This window comes from Peribacillus simplex (genome assembly GCF_030123325.1).
GTDB lineage: Bacteria > Bacillota > Bacilli > Bacillales > DSM-1321 > Peribacillus > Peribacillus simplex_D.
In genome coordinates, this window is the sequence record NZ_CP126106.1 from 1,455,385 (window position 1) to 1,471,143 (window position 15,759).

Sequence of the window (15,759 nt, forward strand, 5' to 3'; positions counted from 1 at the left end):
GGAGGGATAAAGATGAGAGCCATTCATTTTGAAGAATACGGCGGACCGGAAGTACTGAAATTGACTGAAATGGAAAGACCCGTGCCAACTGGACATGAAGTTCTGATTGAAATCGATTGTGTCGGCGTCAATTATGCAGATACAGCCAGAAGGGAAGGGCAATATGTAGTGCCTACGCCGCTTCCATTCATTCCAGGTGCGGAAGTGGCTGGCGTTGTGGTGGAAGTTGGCGGAAAGGTGACTAAAATCAAACCTGGTACAAGGGTCGTGAGTTTAATTGAATCAGGTGGATATTCAGAATATGCCCTATCTGATGAATTCTCCGCCATTCCGCTTCCTGATGCCATTCAGTTCCATGAAGCTGTTGCCCTGCCACTTCAAGGCCTTAGCGCCTATCATATTTTAAAGACAATGGGACGCATGCAACAGGGGGATACGGTTTTGGTCCATGCTGCTGCAGGCGGTGTGGGAACGATTGCGGTCCAGCTAGCCAAAATCTTCGGGGCTGGAAAAGTGATTGCAACCGCCAGTACAGTGGAAAAGTTGGAACTGGCTAAAGAGATGGGGGCAGATGAACTCATCGATTACACGAAAGAAGGATGGGAAATGGAAGTCCGTGAGGTCACGTCCGGCAAGGGAGTCGACGTGGCGTTGGAGATGGCTGGAGGGGATATTTTCAATAAAACATTGAAATGTTTGGCACCATTTGGACGTCTTGTTGTGTTTGGTAATGCCAGTCGTAAGCCTTATACGATGAACCCGCAGCAATTAATGAGGCGCAATCAATCCGTCGTAGGTTTTTTCCTGCCACAGATCATGAAGCACCCAGATTTACTGTTGCCTAGCATTCAAGAACTTTTTGTATACGTCGCGTCCGGGGAACTTAAGCTAACCATCGGCGGCATCTATCCAATTGAAAAGGCCGCAGCCGTCCATGAGGTAATGAACGCCCGTCAAACGAAAGGGAAGTTGATTTTGCAGGTTAAATGAGAAGAAGGGGTGTGATGCACCCCTTTTATGATAATGGGATTTTTGACCTTCTAGAGAGACTCAATCCGCATCAGTGCTCACATCCTTATCGGGATGCATGAAAGGTGGCTGCGGCGCTTTTTTGGACTCTAACAGTTCACGGTTTTCAGTTGAATTCCAGCCTATATCATTGGTAGGGTGTATCCATTCGTCTCCAGCCATGATTTCCGGGTCTGTCTCTTCACTCCAATTTTCGAGTGGTGAGTTTTCGGATGCATATTTACTGTCGCCGATGACGACTCCATAATCATTGACGAATGGAGCTTGTGGTTTTATGCCGGTTCCCTTAAAGCTTGGTGCGTTAATTTGGTGAGGCTGTGTACCGTCGATGATTGGTGAATCCAATTTCTTTTTCATATGGTGTCTCCCTTCCCGTTTTACGGTTATTTTTCTCGTCTGTCCCTATATTATCCCTGAATAATTTCCGGCATTTTTACCCCATTCTAAAATGTAAACTATATGAAAAGGGTGGATGAAAATGAAACGGAAAGCTAATGTGGATGGAGCTGTCAAAGCAAGTAAAACGCCAAAAAGAAACCAAGCTGAAAATGAATTTTCCAATGAGTTCGCATTGGAGGAAAACGCAATGAAAGGTGCCAACCGTAATTCTAAGCAGGGCAGAAAAGGCAGAAGTTAATGGATAAAGAAAGACAGAACAGCCAGGAAAAGTTGGGAAAGCATGTACGAACTGAATTTGGAATCGAATTCAGCGGCGATATGAACGCAACTAAAATTTATGAAATTTTGGCAAAAGAAAATAAAAAACGTGATAGTGATAAGTAAATAAGGACGGACCCAATTCTTGGGTCCGTCCTTATTCTTAAAAAATGATGCTTCCAGATTTTGTGAGAGGGAATATTGTTGAGCCCTTACCACTCGGATCAAAATAGGCAAGCATGAACGATGGTTTCTCGACGATTATTCCCTCAGCTAAATATGTTTCCAAATCAAAGGGAAGTGCCTCGAGCAATGTGTGTTTGTGTATTTCTTTTTCATTAAGTGACAAAGCTGTGAAAGAGGAACCAAGCTGTTCAGGCTTATTCAGAATCTCTTCATATATCTCTTTCCGACCATTTTTATCTAATGAAGCTTCCCACCAAGGTTTACGTGGTTTATATTTTTGATTCATGAAATAATCCAACTTCATGAGTCCGATAATGTTTTTCAGTTCAGCAGATTCCCGGGAAGCCAGAAACTGCTGTAAACGTCTGAACAAGTCTTCAAGCTGATGTCCGATTCGTGACCATCCTTGTTCATCCCAATAGGTACCGAAATCTTGAAAGAAGTCGAATGGTGATTGAAATACCGTTTTGACAAGATATTCCGTGGTATGATCCATTCTATGGTCATTCCAGTACTTTTCAAGGACATCTTCAACCTGTTTAATGCGGACAATGTCATCAAAGGATAAAACATTATTTCCCAGGATTTCATAGGGAGCATGTTCGCTGTATATATATTGGTGTTCAGCGGCACGTATCCGTAAGCCAGTGCCACGAAGCATCTTTAAGAAACCAAGTTGCATCTCTTCGGGTCTGAGCTCGAAAACATCATTGAAAGTTTTTCTGAAAGAATGATAATCTTCTTCTGGTAAACCGGCAATAAGGTCTAAATGTTGATCAATTTTCTGCCCTTCTTTGACCATGGTTACGGTCCTGGTCAATTTTTCGAAGTTCTGCCTTCTCATGACTAAATCATTCGTATGATCATTCGTCGATTGCACCCCTATTTCAAAGCGAAACAGTCCTGCAGGGGCATTATCGTTCAAGAACTGGATAACCTCCGGACGCATGATGTCAGCCGTGATCTCGAACTGGAAAACCACACCGGGAAGATGTTCATCGATTAAGAATTGAAACATCTCCATTGCATAGCTTCGGCTAATGTTGAAGGTTCGGTCAACGAACTTAATGGTCTTGGCACCATTAGCCATAAGGTATCTGATATCTTCTTTAATCTTTTCACGATCAAAATACCTGACACCCACTTCAATCGATGAAAGGCAAAATTGGCAGCTGAACGGGCACCCTCGGCTAGTTTCGATATAGGTGACACGTTTAGATAGGTCGCCGCGGTCTTCCTCCAAACGATATGGAGAAGGAAGGGATTTCAAATCAACCTTGCCGTTCTGAGGCTGGATGATTTTTTTTCCATCCTGTCGATACGCAATGCCGCCGACCTTCTTATAGTCATTCGAACCTTCAATTTCAGATAAAAGGGCCTTGAAGGTGACTTCACCTTCGCCAATTACGATGAAATCAGCCCCGGGAATCTGATCAAGCCATTCCCCAACATCATAGGTGACTTCAGGTCCGCCGAGAATGATAACCAATTCTGGATTGATCTTCTTCAGCATGGCTACGACTTTCATCGTTTCCTCGATGTTCCAAATATAGCAGCTGAACCCTATGACATCAGGTTTTTTGGAATGAAGGTCACCAACTATGTTCATAATTGGATCTTTTATCGTATATTCTGCCAGCTGTACATCATAATCGGGCTGGGCATAAGCTTTTAAATATCGAATGGATAGCGATGTATGGATATATTTTGCGTTAAGAGTACTGATTATTATATTCATGTTAAAGGGCGTCAAAGAAACGCCTGGCTCCTTTCGTGTACATGTCTTTTTAAGCCAACAAGCACTAACGAGTAATTTTACCATAGCGTGCTCCATTTGAAAAATGGGTTATGGTATTGGATGGGGAATCTTTCAGCTTGAAAGTCGAAATGAAATGGACTTTGAAAAAACGGATAAAGCATAAAATGCTTCATCCGTTTTATTTAAAAAGCTTGTTTAATATACTTTTTCGTTTTAGTCATGAGTCGTTTTGTTTTGGTCGCTTTCAATTCGATGATCGGCTGCGCCATCGTAGCGATCATTTGACTTGATAATAACACGGTAATCAAGAAAGCGAGGCCAGCGAGCATGATAAAGCTCTCTGTATTGCTGAAGTATTCCTGTATGGAGCTTTCACGGAAAAACCGAATGAAGAAACCATGCAGCAGATAGACATAAAGGGTTTGTTTCCCCCAGTTCGTAAAGAAATATTGTCCGCGTGGAATGAACGAAAGGAAGCTGAACACTGAAATTATGCTCAATCCATAAAATCCTAGGCGTTTAAACATGGACACGATCGTCGCATCTTCAAGTTCGGCATAAGGTTTCGAACCGAGCAGCCATTTATAATTGATATCGGCATTTAAATAAAAACCGATAAAAATCACTAACATTACACTAAGTGAAGCCAAACGAACTTTGGGAGTGAATAGTATTTTTAAATGTTCCTTGCTTAAATGGTATCCGATCAAAAACATCGGGAAAAAAACGAATGTCCTGGAGAGACTAAGGTAATTGGAGATAATATCAATATATCCAATCAATAATGCGATTATAAAAGATAAACCTATGCCTGCTGATGGCTTTAGCTTTGAGAAACCAAGGAGCATGATGTTCCAACAGAATAAACTGATCAGGAACCATAGCGACCATTGGGGGTCAAGCAGGTCTATAGTGATGGCAGAACGTTCATATAAGAAATAGTAGTAAACGGTATATATCAATTGGAAAATGATATAGGGCAAAATCAGTTTTTTAGTAATTTTACCTAAATACCCTTTTTGATAAAAACCTTTCGCAAAGAACCCTGAAACAAGGATAAAGGCAGGCATGTGAAAGGAATAAATGGTTTTATATAAAGCGTTTATCGTTTCACTGTCATGTATATACGTATTCAGCAAATGTCCAAAGACGACAAAAGCCATGAGAATGAACTTGGCGTTATCGAAGAAAAAATCACGTTGTTTCATCGTGGCCTCCATTTAATAAATTTTTAAGGTAGCTAGAAAGCATTGTTATTTCTTATACCCTAAATACCTTGTACTAAATCGATATTTATTAAATTTATTATAAAAACCTTAAATTAAGCTTAACGCTAAGTTTTATTGTATTCAATATACTATAATTTGATATATAGGATAATTTTGGAATTGTGTGATTGCGCCGATTTTCGAAAAATACCGAGGAAAATCAAGATGGATGTCGAATAAAGTTGGTAAGTATGGGTTTTGATGAGGGGGGTTAATATGAAAATCGGTTATGGGAATGAAACGGAATATAAACAGGAAATTTTAAAATTGAATAAACGGATCGAAGGGTTTTTGAACATTTTCAATTCGATGTCAGAGCCTTATATTAGGGTTGATGAGGAACTGCGTCTCACTTATGCCAATGATGCCGCTTGTGCCCTGCTTGAAACCGGGAAAGAGCAGCTGGAGTCAATGAAGATAACTGATTTTCTCGATGTCATCCCTTTAAATAACCAGGAAGTGTCAAGTTCCCTAAAAACCTCGAATGAAAGTGAAAGGCAAATTATCCAGCTACATACCGGAGCCCTTAAGCAAATAGAGTTTATACGTATAGGCTTACTTTCAGAAGGACAGCAGTTCTACCGTTTGGGGGATGTGACATTGGATGTTTCTTCGTCAAGGGAAACAGGGATGTCAAGGCAGATGTTTTTGGACATTTTCGATACAGCCATAGAAAGCATCGTTCTATTCGACAGTTCAGGAATAATAATGGAAGTGAACCATGCCTTTATTTATGTCTTGGGCATCCCGAAAAAAGAGATTGTCGGTAAGAATATAAGTGACCTCATATCCCCAGATTATAGGGAGTATTGGGATGAGAGCATACAAAGAGCCTTTGATGAGTCGAACTTCAAAGGAGAGGTAGAGATAAAGGTTGGGGAAGAACTGCATCATTTCACTTTCTCGATGAGTTCAACGGTAGGAAATGAATTATATATGTCGGTGCTTCGAAAAATTACAGAATCAAATATAATAGAAAAAAAGTTAGAGACTAGCGAACGGATTTTTGCGGAATTATTCGACCAGTCCATGGACGCGATCATATTCTGGAATGATGACGGGATCATTTTTCGGGTCAATCATTCAGCATGTAAAATATTCGAATCCAGCAGGGAGGATTTGATAGGCAGTCATATCTGGAAATACGTATACAGCAATAACCACCATTTTGATCAGATGATGGAAACGTTTGAAAGAGACACCCAGGTGCGGGGTGAGCTGATTTATAAAATGCCTAATAACCAAATTAAATTGCTTGAATTGACTGCCAAAAAACATGAAGGTGACGGATATAACGTAACGATCTTTCGAAATGTCAGTGAGCGCTGGCTGATTGAGAAGGAATTAAGGGATAGTGAAAAGAAGTTCAGGAAGATTTTTGAGGGAACATTAGACGGCTTGATTTTATGGAATCATGAAGGGTTCACCGACATTAATGAAGCGGGTCAGAAAATATTGGAGATTTCGAAGCGCAAACTGCTTTCATTATCTGTAAAGGGATTCATCGAAAAAATTCCTGAAAATGCTCCTGTCTTGAACGCTCACATTGAAAATGTGTATAAGCATGAGGTCTACTCTTCCATCATTCCGATAACATTCGAAGATGGAAGGGTTAAGCATATTGAATTTTTGACGAGGAAAAATTTATATTCGAACCTGAATTTAAGCATTTTCCGTGATGTGAGTAAAAATCTCGAAATGCAGGAACAAATCCGAAAATCGGATACTTTGAATGTCGTTGGTGAACTGGCGGCCGGAATTGCTCACGAAATCAGGAATCCAATGACAGCCTTAAAAGGTTTTATCCAGTTGCTTGAGGATGGTGTGAAAGGGGAGTTTTCCACATATTTTCATGTGATTACATCCGAAATTAAGCGAATCGAAACCATTATCACGGAATTTTTGGTATTGGCAAAGCCGCAGGCGCTGAAAATTTTCAAGCAGGATGTTCATACCATATTGAGAGAGACACTGGAATTAATGGCCGCTCAGGCACTGTTGGAAAATATTCAATTCGTGACAGAATTTGAAGAAGATGAATGTAAGGTATTATGCGAAGCGAACCAGTTAAAGCAAGTGTTCATTAACATCATCAAGAATGCATTGGAAGTCATGCCGGATGGCGGATCTGTTCACATTAGAACTAGCCGATTTTCAGAGAAATACGTTTGCATTTCAATTACCGACAAAGGCATGGGGATTTCAACGGAAATGCTAAAAAAATTGGGTGAACCTTTTTATACGACGAAGGATAGGGGAACCGGGCTTGGGCTCATGGTCAGCTATAAAATCATTGAAGAGCACAATGGCTATATAGAAGTGGAGAGCGAAGTGGGAATAGGGACGAGCTTTCATATTTATTTGCCATTCGAGTAATGTAGAAGGGAATGTTCTAAACCTTTTAAGTTAACGGAAATTATATGAAATTTTCATTAGTTAATGGGGAATCCTTTATTGGATTCCTTTTTTTTGTTCCATCATTCATTATCTTGGAATCACAATCGAGGGTTGTAACCATGAAAAAAGTTACCAAAGGGTGTAAGCGGAAATAATGATGGCATCCAAATTGGGGAACTTTCGAATCGATTTTCGGAGCTGGATTCATTTGCAATCTTCCTAATCGATATAAGTGTTTTATGCTTAGAAATTTCCGTCATATCCTGTCTGCTGGTGGGTAAAGCATTATCGCAATTTAAGAAGTTTTGTCTTTTTTTGCGAATCTATTTACATATAAGGCATATTTTGTAATACTTCTTTATTATAATGTAACTTTAAAAAGGCAGGAGTAGTGAATGTAGTTATGAATTCTAGGTGTGCAATGGAGATTTGTTCTGAGATTCGAATGAAGCGTTGGGAAATGATGGAGCTGGCCAAAATGTATGGACTAGGTCATGAATATACCCTTCGCCAAAGTGAGCAGCTTGACAAACTTATAAATGAGTATTTGATCCTTCAACATCATTCATCAGTGGAAGTGAGAAATAAGCGGGAAGAGATGGTTGTTATTGTGCAGCAGCCGTTTAATGACGACATTACCTTTTAGAGGGAACTGAATGCATGCATGACTTTTTGAATTAGCAGGCAAGGAGAAAAGCGCCTTTGTGTGACTTTTGGTGAAATGAACCATTAAAACATTTCATGAAAACAATTAAAGAAAGACTTATATAAACAAGACAATATATCTTTTGATTTTCCTAGGGATTTGGGGTATATATCGAGGGGAGGCCACCAGAAGGTGTCCTTCATGCATCGGGATTGGTTTAGAAGTCTTGATTCTTCTGAATGGATTACTCTGATAAATAAAAAGTAAGAGCTGACTCACTTGATGGAGCCAGCCATGGAAGTTCGGGAATTACAAAACTTCCAATAATATGACCATGAACAAAAGGCCGACAATGAAGGAATAGGTGGATGTGCGTTCATTACCATCACCATGGCTTTCAGGAATCAATTCCTTATAAACGATGAAAAGCATGGCCCCGGCGGCGAAAGCTAGGCCGTATGGAACCAGGAACCCAATGTAAGAAGTTAAATAATAACCCAGTAAGCCTGTAATTATTTCGATGGTACCGGTTAGGGTTGCTATCAGGAACGCTGTGAGTTTACCGATTTTTTGATTAATTAAAAACAAGGCGACTAGTAAGCCTTCCGGAGCATTTTGCAAGCCGATGGCAAAAGCGATCAAGTTACCAGTATCAGCTGAATCAGAGGCGTAACTGACCCCAACAGAAAGACCCTCAGGAATATTATGGAGTGTGATGGCAGTGATGATGAGCAAAGCCTTTTCATCGAACTGAATGCCACTTTTCGTATGGCTGAGATCAATATGAGGAATGTTTTTTTCCATGATCGTTAATGTCATTACCCCGAGAAAAACCCCAATGACTAGCTGCATATACCCTCCGGTGGCCAGAGACTCCGGGATCAGGCTCAATAACGAAGCAGCCATCATAATTCCAGCAGTAAATGCCAGAAGCGTGTCTCTGAATCGATGTGTGATTGAACCTTGAATGAACAAGATTGGTAACGCACCAAACCCTGTAGACATAGCAGATAGGATGCTGCCTAATAAAACTCCACTCATAAATTTCTCCTTTTTGTATGGAACGTATCGTTACTCATCAGTGAATTTTTGGGTGGAACAATAATTTATTGTATTTAGACATAAAGAAAATGTTCCAGGAAAAATACCATTTTGTTTGCAGTCATTCTTCTGTATACCATTTTTTCAATGTCAGATCAGTCGGCAGCAATATGCTGATGATTCCCAGTAATGGCAGGAATCCCACTAGCTTAATCATGGATTCGATTCCAATTATATCTGCAATGGCTCCCAATGAAACGGATCCAATGGCACCCATTCCAAAGGCTAACCCCACTGTCAAGCCTGCCATCGTTCCGACTTTTCCCGGGACCAATTCCTGTGCGTATATTACAGTGACGGAAAAACTGCTCATTATAATGAATCCCGCCATCAATAATAAAACAAAAGCGGCTGTAGGGGGTACGAATGGTAAAAGTGCGGTTATTGGCATGCTGGCAGCGAAAGAAAAGAGAATGACATTTTTACGCCCGAATCTATCAGCAAGCGGACCTCCGAAAAATGTACCTACAGCACCGGCTGCCAAAAAGGCAAATAGGAAAAATTGTGCGGATTTTATCGTGAACGAATACTGCTCGATCAAATAAAAACTGTAAAAGTTCGTCATGCACGATACATACCAGGAACGGGCAAAGATTATGAATAATATCAATACCAGGGCCTTGGCCACTTTATGGGACCGCTCTTTATTGATTATTTTTGCAGCAAGCTTTTTAGGCTGGAAGTGAACTAATTTTTGGGAATACCACTTGGCAATATACAGCAATAGGATAACGGCCATTAAGGCCACCAGGGCAAACCAGAGTGCGCCTTTTTGACCAAAAGGAACAAGCACGATGGCTGTGATGAGTGGGGCAAGTGCCTGCCCGCTATTCCCGCCGACCTGATAAATTGATTGTGCCAGGCCTCTCTTTGGTCCGCCTGCCATATAGGCAACCCTGGAGCCTTCCGGATGGAATATGGCCGACCCTAAGCCCATCAAGAGGACTGCACCAAGGATAATGGTATAGTTTGGGGCAATTGCCAGAATGATGACCCCGATTAAAGTACTGGTCAACCCAATGGGCAATGCATAAGGAATTGGCTTTTTATCCGTATAGAATCCAACTGCCGGTTGCAGGAGCGATGAGACGATATTCAGGCAGAATGCAATCATTCCCAGCTGTGTATATGTTAGCGACATTGATTTTTCGAGGATTGGGAACATGGCCGGTACGACGGCCTGAAGAGAATCATTCATTAAATGGCATATGCCAATGATGATCATGATTTTCAGAGTCATATCTTGTTTTTGCGGTTTTGTTTTAATGGCAGCGATACTTCCCATCTGTATATTTCCTTCTTCCTGATTAAGTTTTTTACCTATTCCATAAATAGATTCAAGAAGCATGCACCGTATGCATGACACCTTTAAATAAATCGGAATCGTTACTGGTCTTCATAAAAAAAATGAAACTCTCAAAGTATTGCTAATGGTAGTCTTTTATCAGCGGTAAGCTGATTGTTACGGTTGTACCGTTCAGAGGTTTACTTGAAAACTCGATGGTGCCGTTAAAAGATTCAATTATTCGTTTACACACAAATAGCCCTAATCCCGTTCCTTCCTTTTTTGTTGTATAGAAGGGATTGAACACTTTACCTATTTCCTTTTCATTCAGTCCTTGCCCGGTGTCGATGATCATGATTTTAGCCCATTCATTTTCATGGTGAATTCGGATCCTTAACTTTTTCCCAACTTCCATGGCCTCGAAACCGTTTTTGGCAATGTTGAGTATGACTTGTTTGAGTTGGTCATTTGTACAATGAACCAGGATCGGCTCCTTTATGATATTCCATTCCACTTCAATATTGAAGTGACGTGCTTCTGATTCTATTATTGGTCTCAATTCTGCAATGATACTGCGAATATCATATAAGGATAAAGTTTGGGCCATCGGCTTCCCTAAAATCAAAAATTCGCTGACGATACTATTGATCCGTTCAATTTCCTTCATGATGACAGAGTAATAGAACTGATCTTGTTCTTCCGGGTGTTTTTCAACCAATAACTGCACTAGCCCCTTAATGCCGGTAAGTGGGTTTTTTATTTCATGTGCAGTACTGGCAGCCAATGTACCGACAAAATCTATTTTTTTCCTTTCGTTTAGTAACCTTTGGTTTCTGGTATTCCTGCGAACGATCAGCTCCTCCACGATGGTATAAATCATGTGAGTAAAAAAGAAGGTGAAAAAGACAAGCATCAAAAATGCATTCATGCTATTTGTGTTAATCTTGTCTGGCACTTTGACGGACAATTTCCAATCGACTTCGGTCAAAGGAACATCCACCCATTTAGAACGTCCAGTGAACCCGTCGGCATTTATATCCAAAATTCGGGTTTTGTCCTTTGTTTCCAATATAAAGGTATGACCAGGGCTGAGAATCTTTAATATATTTTCCATATGATCCAGCCTGATATGTGCCAATAAAAACCCTTGCACTTTTTTATCATGATCCAGAATGGGAGCAAAAATGGAAAAATAATTGTAATCAGGATTGTATAGTTCCTTTGTTCCTACAACAACGGCTTTTTGGGTTTTTACTGCAAGTTCTATATCATTCTGTTCAATTAAATAGTAATGATTGAAATTCTTATTCGTCCCTGAAATGGAGACACCGTCGCGATTTAGCCAATATATTCCGGCATACTTGGAATCTGTATCTTTGATCCATTTCATAAGAAGTTCGGTTTTTTTGTTATCCATATAAAGCACGGAACTGCTAAGGCTAAGCAGCTCAAGGTTTTCCTTCGTTTCTCTGATAACTTGATCTATGTATTCTTGATAAACCGTTCCCGCCCATTCAGCTTGTTCCTGCCTTTCTTTTTGAATGGAACGTTCTAAATGCATCCAATAAATGATTGAGAGAATAATTAATGGTAAAATAACAATAAGTAGATATGTGGTGAATTTATGCCTTGTTTTCATGAATGTCACTACTTTAGCTTTTTTTTCAAGTATATCAAAATGAATGATTAAACAATAGTGCATACTAACAGGGTAGATTGACAAAAAAGTCTTTATGCCATATAATAACTTTTAATTCAAGATATTTTAATTAAAAATTTTTAAGGTTGTGAAGTTATGGAGAATAATAACATCCAACAGTCTTTGAAACTGTTCATTGTGATGTCTAGAGCCCATCGATCAATTAATGATGTGGTAAATAAACATATAGCTGAAGAGGGTTTGAATCCAACTGAGTTTGCAGTACTGGAATTACTTTACCATAAAGGGGATCAGCCCCTTCAGCAAATAGGCGGAAAAATCCTGCTAGCTAGCGGCAGCATAACCTATGTCGTGGATAAACTTGAACAGAAGGAATATCTACAGCGAATAGCATGTAAAGAGGATCGCCGTGTAACCTTTGCAAAAATAACGGATAAAGGAAAGGCCTTTATTGAAGGAGTATTTCCTGAGCATGAAAAAAGAATCGATGATATCATGAGTGTACTTACGCACGATGAAAAGGCCACCGTTATCGAATTGCTTAAAAAGATTGGGTATTCCGCTCAAAATTAGTTAAAGAACCAGCACCCGGATTTGACTACAGGTGCTGGTTTTTTATGTCTGATAAAATTTGAATTTGTTTTGAGGGCATAAAGGTTTTTAATAATGCTGTGGCGAATTAAATTATATTACGATAACCGCAAAATGTTACTCAGGTTGAAAAAATGTTTTTATATCATGAAAAGGAGCGTACATATGAAATTTAATGAGTATGAATATAAACGTCCTGAAATGGATGAAATTAAAACTCGATTCATGAAAGCTTTGGAAAAGTTTATTGACGCTGCTAATGCTGATGCGCAAATAAAAGCCATGGAAGAAATAAATGAGATCCGAAATTATGTAGGTACGATGATTAATTTGGTCTATATAAGGCATTCCATTGATACCAATGATGATTTTTATAAAGCTGAGAATGATTATTTAGATGACTTCTCCCCTGAAATGGAAGAGTTAACCACAAAATTTTACAATGAACTCGTTCGCTCGAAATATCGTAAAGAGCTTGAGAATAAATGGGGAACTCAACTATTTGACCTTGCAGAGGCCCAACTCAAAACTTTTTCGCCCGAAATCATACCACAGCTGCAAAAAGAAAATAAGTTATCAAGTGAATATTCACAATTGATTGCCTCTGCAAAAATTCACTTTGATGGAAAAGAATTAACACTTGCGCAACTTCAGCCTTTTATGGAGTCTCCGGACCGTGAGTTAAGGAAAAATGCAAGTGAGGCTTATTACGGTTTCTTTGAAGAAAAACAGGAGGAATTGGATCGTATATTCGATGATCTTGTCAAGGTGAGGCATGGGATTTCGACAGCGCTGGGTTATGGGAATTTCGTGGAACTTGGGTATTATCGAATGACCCGGACTGATTATGATGCTGAAATGGTTGCTGCATTCCGCAAGCAGGTGAAAGAGGAAGTGGTACCGCTTGTCACCCGGCTGAAGGGACGTCAGCGCAAACGTCTTGGATTGGAGAAACTGAACTATTATGATGAGAATTTTCATTTCAGAACGGGTAATGCCATTCCAAAAGGCGATGCTGAGTGGATCATCGAAAATGGGAAAAAGATGTACCAGGAGCTTTCGCCTGAAACTAATCAGTTTTTTAACTATATGATTGATAATAACCTAATGGACCTTGTGGCGAAGAAAGGAAAAGAAAGCGGTGGCTATTGTACTTTTATAGAAGACTATAAAGCTCCATTCATCTTTTCTAATTTCAACGGTACTTCCGGGGATATTGATGTTTTGACGCATGAGGCAGGTCATGCATTCCAAGTGTATCGCAGCCGTGAACTTGACATTCCTGAGTATTATTGGCCTACATATGAAGCGTGTGAAATCCATTCGATGAGCATGGAATTTTTAACTTGGCCATGGATGGAGCTGTTTTTCAAGGAAGATACGGAAAAGTATAAGTTTTCCCATTTAAGCGGGGCCCTCATTTTCCTCCCGTATGGGGTAGCTGTTGATGAATTTCAGCATTTTGTCTATGAAAATCCCGATGCCTCCCCCGCTGAAAGAAAGCAGGCTTGGCGTAGAATCGAGATGGAATATTTGCCACATCGCGATTATGAAGGAAATGAATTCTTGGAGAATGGCGGGTATTGGCAGCGGCAAAGCCACATTTATCAATCACCTTTCTATTATATCGACTATACATTGGCCCAGATTTGTGCTTTCCAATTCTGGAAAAGGTCGAATGAAAAAGATGAAACGGCTTGGAAGGATTATTTGAATCTGTGCCAACTTGGAGGCAGCAAGTCCTTCCTTGGTCTCGTTGAATCTGCGAATCTGAAATCCCCATTTGATGACGGTACAGTACAGTCCGTTGTAAAGGTGATAGACGAATGGCTCTCCACTGTAGATGATAAGGCATTATGAAATATTAGGCTGTATGAAACGAACGCTTGGAGATTATTCCAAGCGTTTTTTTAAACCTTTCATACGCTAGGAATTTTGGCATGAAAAGTGCTGTTAGCTCCACAGAGAAATGCATAGGGAGTTTCAGACTTCACAAATTATGAGAATGTTAGCACAGGAAAAAACAGCCGACGAAAGGAATATTGCTCGGCTTGTCTTAAATCTCTCTTCCTTACATATAAATGTAGGGAGGAGGGGAGAGCATGCTGTCAAGGTGGTCAGGGAGTTTTCAGATTGCAGCAGTTTATGTAGGCACAGTCGTCGGTGCAGGATTTGCAACTGGAAAAGAGATTGTCGAGTTTTTTACCCGTTATGGCTTTTATGGCTTTATCGGGATTTTAATAGCAGGTTATATTTTCATTTTCACTGGGACGAAAATCATGCTCATTTCCACAAGGATAAGAGCATCTTCTTATGAGGAGTTCAATCAATTTCTTTTTGGGAGGAAAGTAGCGGGAATCATCAACTTCTTTTTCCTTATCATGCTGTTAGGGGTGACGGCTGTCATGATTTCGGGTTCAGGAGCCGTTTTTGAAGAACAACTTGGCGTGCCCAAAAGTATAGGAAGCTGGTCTACGATCATACTGGCATCCTTGGTCCTGATGATGGGCATGCGGGGTGTTTTCACTGTGAACTCTTTTGTTGTACCAATCATGATCTGCTTTAGTTTGATCCTTTTTTTCTCGACTTTGGATAATGGGGATTTCTTTAAGACACTTACAAAAGTTCCTGATGAAGTGATCACCGTGAAAATGATTTTGTCACCATTTGCCTATACAGCCTTTAACCTTGCTTTGGCACAGGCTGTGCTGGTTCCGGTTGCGTATGAAGTTCGAGAGGAGAAGGTCATTAAACATGGTGCAATTCTTGGTGGGATATTCCTGACAATCATTTTATTGACGGGGCATTTTTCACTTATGACACTTCCTGACGTGAATAGATATGAAATTCCTTCAGCGGTTATTATGAGAACGGCAGCCAGTCAGTTATATTGGATGTTCATTTTGGTGATTTACGGGGAGATATTCACTTCGGTCATCGGAAACATATATGGATTACAGAGGCAAATCAGCAATTATATTAAATTGCCAAGCATGTTGATCATAGCGGTGATTTTTTTAATAGCTTTGATCATCAGTGAATTCGGATATGGAAGGTTACTAGGATATATTTATCCGGTTTTTGGATACATAAGCCTCCTTTTTTTAATATTGGTCTGGAAAAGCAAGGCGGGGAAGGAGTAATGAAGAACGGAGGGCCTGCCCTTAGCCCTCCGTATCC

At 40.1% G+C, this 15,759-nt stretch carries 14 protein-coding genes; 8 read left to right on the forward strand and 6 right to left on the reverse strand.

Annotated features, from left to right (window positions below):
- Positions 1-12 precede the first annotated feature (12 nt).
- Positions 13-990, forward strand: a complete 978-nt coding sequence (locus QNH43_RS07030; RefSeq protein ID WP_283917293.1) for a quinone oxidoreductase family protein — start codon at positions 13-15, stop codon at positions 988-990.
- A gap of 60 nt (positions 991-1,050) precedes the next feature.
- On the opposite strand, the gene QNH43_RS07035 is transcribed toward QNH43_RS07030, so the two are convergent.
- A complete protein-coding gene (locus QNH43_RS07035) occupies positions 1,051-1,386 on the reverse strand; it encodes a DUF3905 domain-containing protein (RefSeq protein WP_283917294.1) in 336 nt (111 codons plus the stop codon).
- Between the two features lie 121 nt (positions 1,387-1,507).
- Here QNH43_RS07035 and QNH43_RS07040 point away from each other — a divergent pair, with 121 nt between their 5' ends.
- Entirely contained in the window at positions 1,508-1,666 is a 159-nt protein-coding gene (locus QNH43_RS07040) for a hypothetical protein (protein ID WP_098371175.1), read from the forward strand.
- On the forward strand, positions 1,666-1,812 hold the full coding sequence (locus QNH43_RS07045; protein ID WP_283917295.1) for a hypothetical protein: 147 nt from the start codon (positions 1,666-1,668) through the stop codon (positions 1,810-1,812). Before QNH43_RS07040 ends, QNH43_RS07045 begins: the two co-directional genes overlap by 1 nt.
- Before the next feature lie 37 nt (positions 1,813-1,849).
- Here the strand turns inward: QNH43_RS07045 and QNH43_RS07050 are convergent, their stop codons facing one another.
- Together QNH43_RS07050 and QNH43_RS07055 are read right to left on the reverse strand one after the other, a co-directional pair.
- A complete protein-coding gene (locus QNH43_RS07050) occupies positions 1,850-3,610 on the reverse strand; it encodes a B12-binding domain-containing radical SAM protein (RefSeq protein WP_283918304.1) in 1,761 nt (586 codons plus the stop codon).
- A 203-nt stretch (positions 3,611-3,813) separates the two neighbouring features.
- A complete protein-coding gene (locus QNH43_RS07055; RefSeq protein WP_283917296.1) occupies positions 3,814-4,839 on the reverse strand; it encodes an acyltransferase family protein in 1,026 nt (341 codons plus the stop codon).
- Between the two features lie 276 nt (positions 4,840-5,115).
- On the opposite strand from QNH43_RS07055, the gene QNH43_RS07060 reads away from it, so the two are divergent.
- Positions 5,116-7,275, forward strand: coding sequence for a PAS domain-containing sensor histidine kinase (locus QNH43_RS07060; RefSeq protein WP_283917297.1), 2,160 nt, complete (start codon positions 5,116-5,118; stop codon positions 7,273-7,275).
- A 424-nt stretch (positions 7,276-7,699) separates the two neighbouring features.
- Positions 7,700-7,942 carry an aspartyl-phosphate phosphatase Spo0E family protein gene (locus tag QNH43_RS07065; protein ID WP_076366858.1) on the forward strand — a complete coding sequence of 81 codons (243 nt, stop codon included), beginning with the start codon at positions 7,700-7,702 and terminating at the stop codon, positions 7,940-7,942.
- Between the two features lie 309 nt (positions 7,943-8,251).
- Here the strand turns inward: QNH43_RS07065 and QNH43_RS07070 are convergent, their stop codons facing one another.
- The 3 genes from QNH43_RS07070 to QNH43_RS07080 all read right to left on the reverse strand — a co-directional run bounded on the left by QNH43_RS07070 (position 8,252) and on the right by QNH43_RS07080 (position 11,967).
- Positions 8,252-8,983 (reverse strand): ZIP family metal transporter, encoded by a 732-nt coding sequence (locus QNH43_RS07070; RefSeq protein ID WP_076366856.1) that lies wholly within the window; start codon positions 8,981-8,983, stop codon positions 8,252-8,254.
- A 121-nt stretch (positions 8,984-9,104) separates the two neighbouring features.
- Entirely contained in the window at positions 9,105-10,328 is a 1,224-nt protein-coding gene (locus QNH43_RS07075; protein WP_283918305.1) for an MFS transporter, read from the reverse strand.
- A gap of 142 nt (positions 10,329-10,470) precedes the next feature.
- The gene (locus QNH43_RS07080) at positions 10,471-11,967 is read right to left on the reverse strand and encodes a sensor histidine kinase (RefSeq protein ID WP_283917298.1); all 1,497 of its coding nucleotides are present in this window, start codon (positions 11,965-11,967) and stop codon (positions 10,471-10,473) included.
- 156 nt (positions 11,968-12,123) lie between these two features.
- On the opposite strand from QNH43_RS07080, the gene QNH43_RS07085 reads away from it, so the two are divergent.
- From QNH43_RS07085 to QNH43_RS07095, 3 genes are all read left to right on the forward strand, one after another.
- Positions 12,124-12,561, forward strand: coding sequence for a MarR family winged helix-turn-helix transcriptional regulator (locus tag QNH43_RS07085; protein ID WP_076366852.1), 438 nt, complete (start codon positions 12,124-12,126; stop codon positions 12,559-12,561).
- Between the two features lie 183 nt (positions 12,562-12,744).
- Complete coding sequence (locus QNH43_RS07090; protein WP_283917299.1) at positions 12,745-14,439, forward strand: M3 family oligoendopeptidase; 1,695 nt, start codon at positions 12,745-12,747, stop codon at positions 14,437-14,439.
- Between the two features lie 242 nt (positions 14,440-14,681).
- Positions 14,682-15,722 carry a YkvI family membrane protein gene (locus QNH43_RS07095; protein ID WP_283917300.1) on the forward strand — a complete coding sequence of 347 codons (1,041 nt, stop codon included), beginning with the start codon at positions 14,682-14,684 and terminating at the stop codon, positions 15,720-15,722.
- Positions 15,723-15,759: the final 37 nt, after the last annotated feature.

Bases quoted from the DNA above. Each gene is read 5' to 3' on its own strand.
- QNH43_RS07035 (WP_283917294.1), bottom strand. From the start codon at position 1,386: ATGAAAAAGAAATTGGATTCACCAATCATCGACGGTACACAGCCTCAC.
- QNH43_RS07090 (WP_283917299.1), top strand. From the start codon at position 12,745: ATGAAATTTAATGAGTATGAATATAAACGTCCTGAAATGGATGAAATT.
- QNH43_RS07050 (WP_283918304.1), bottom strand. From the start codon at position 3,610: ATGAATATAATAATCAGTACTCTTAACGCAAAATATATCCATACATCG.
- QNH43_RS07095 (WP_283917300.1), top strand. From the start codon at position 14,682: ATGCTGTCAAGGTGGTCAGGGAGTTTTCAGATTGCAGCAGTTTATGTA.
- QNH43_RS07070 (WP_076366856.1), bottom strand. From the start codon at position 8,983: ATGAGTGGAGTTTTATTAGGCAGCATCCTATCTGCTATGTCTACAGGG.
- QNH43_RS07045 (WP_283917295.1), top strand. From the start codon at position 1,666: ATGGATAAAGAAAGACAGAACAGCCAGGAAAAGTTGGGAAAGCATGTA.
- QNH43_RS07040 (WP_098371175.1), top strand. From the start codon at position 1,508: ATGAAACGGAAAGCTAATGTGGATGGAGCTGTCAAAGCAAGTAAAACG.
- QNH43_RS07080 (WP_283917298.1), bottom strand. From the start codon at position 11,967: ATGAAAACAAGGCATAAATTCACCACATATCTACTTATTGTTATTTTA.
- QNH43_RS07055 (WP_283917296.1), bottom strand. From the start codon at position 4,839: ATGAAACAACGTGATTTTTTCTTCGATAACGCCAAGTTCATTCTCATG.
- QNH43_RS07075 (WP_283918305.1), bottom strand. From the start codon at position 10,328: ATGGGAAGTATCGCTGCCATTAAAACAAAACCGCAAAAACAAGATATG.
- QNH43_RS07060 (WP_283917297.1), top strand. From the start codon at position 5,116: ATGAAAATCGGTTATGGGAATGAAACGGAATATAAACAGGAAATTTTA.
- QNH43_RS07085 (WP_076366852.1), top strand. From the start codon at position 12,124: ATGGAGAATAATAACATCCAACAGTCTTTGAAACTGTTCATTGTGATG.
- QNH43_RS07030 (WP_283917293.1), top strand. From the start codon at position 13: ATGAGAGCCATTCATTTTGAAGAATACGGCGGACCGGAAGTACTGAAA.
- QNH43_RS07065 (WP_076366858.1), top strand. From the start codon at position 7,700: ATGAATTCTAGGTGTGCAATGGAGATTTGTTCTGAGATTCGAATGAAG.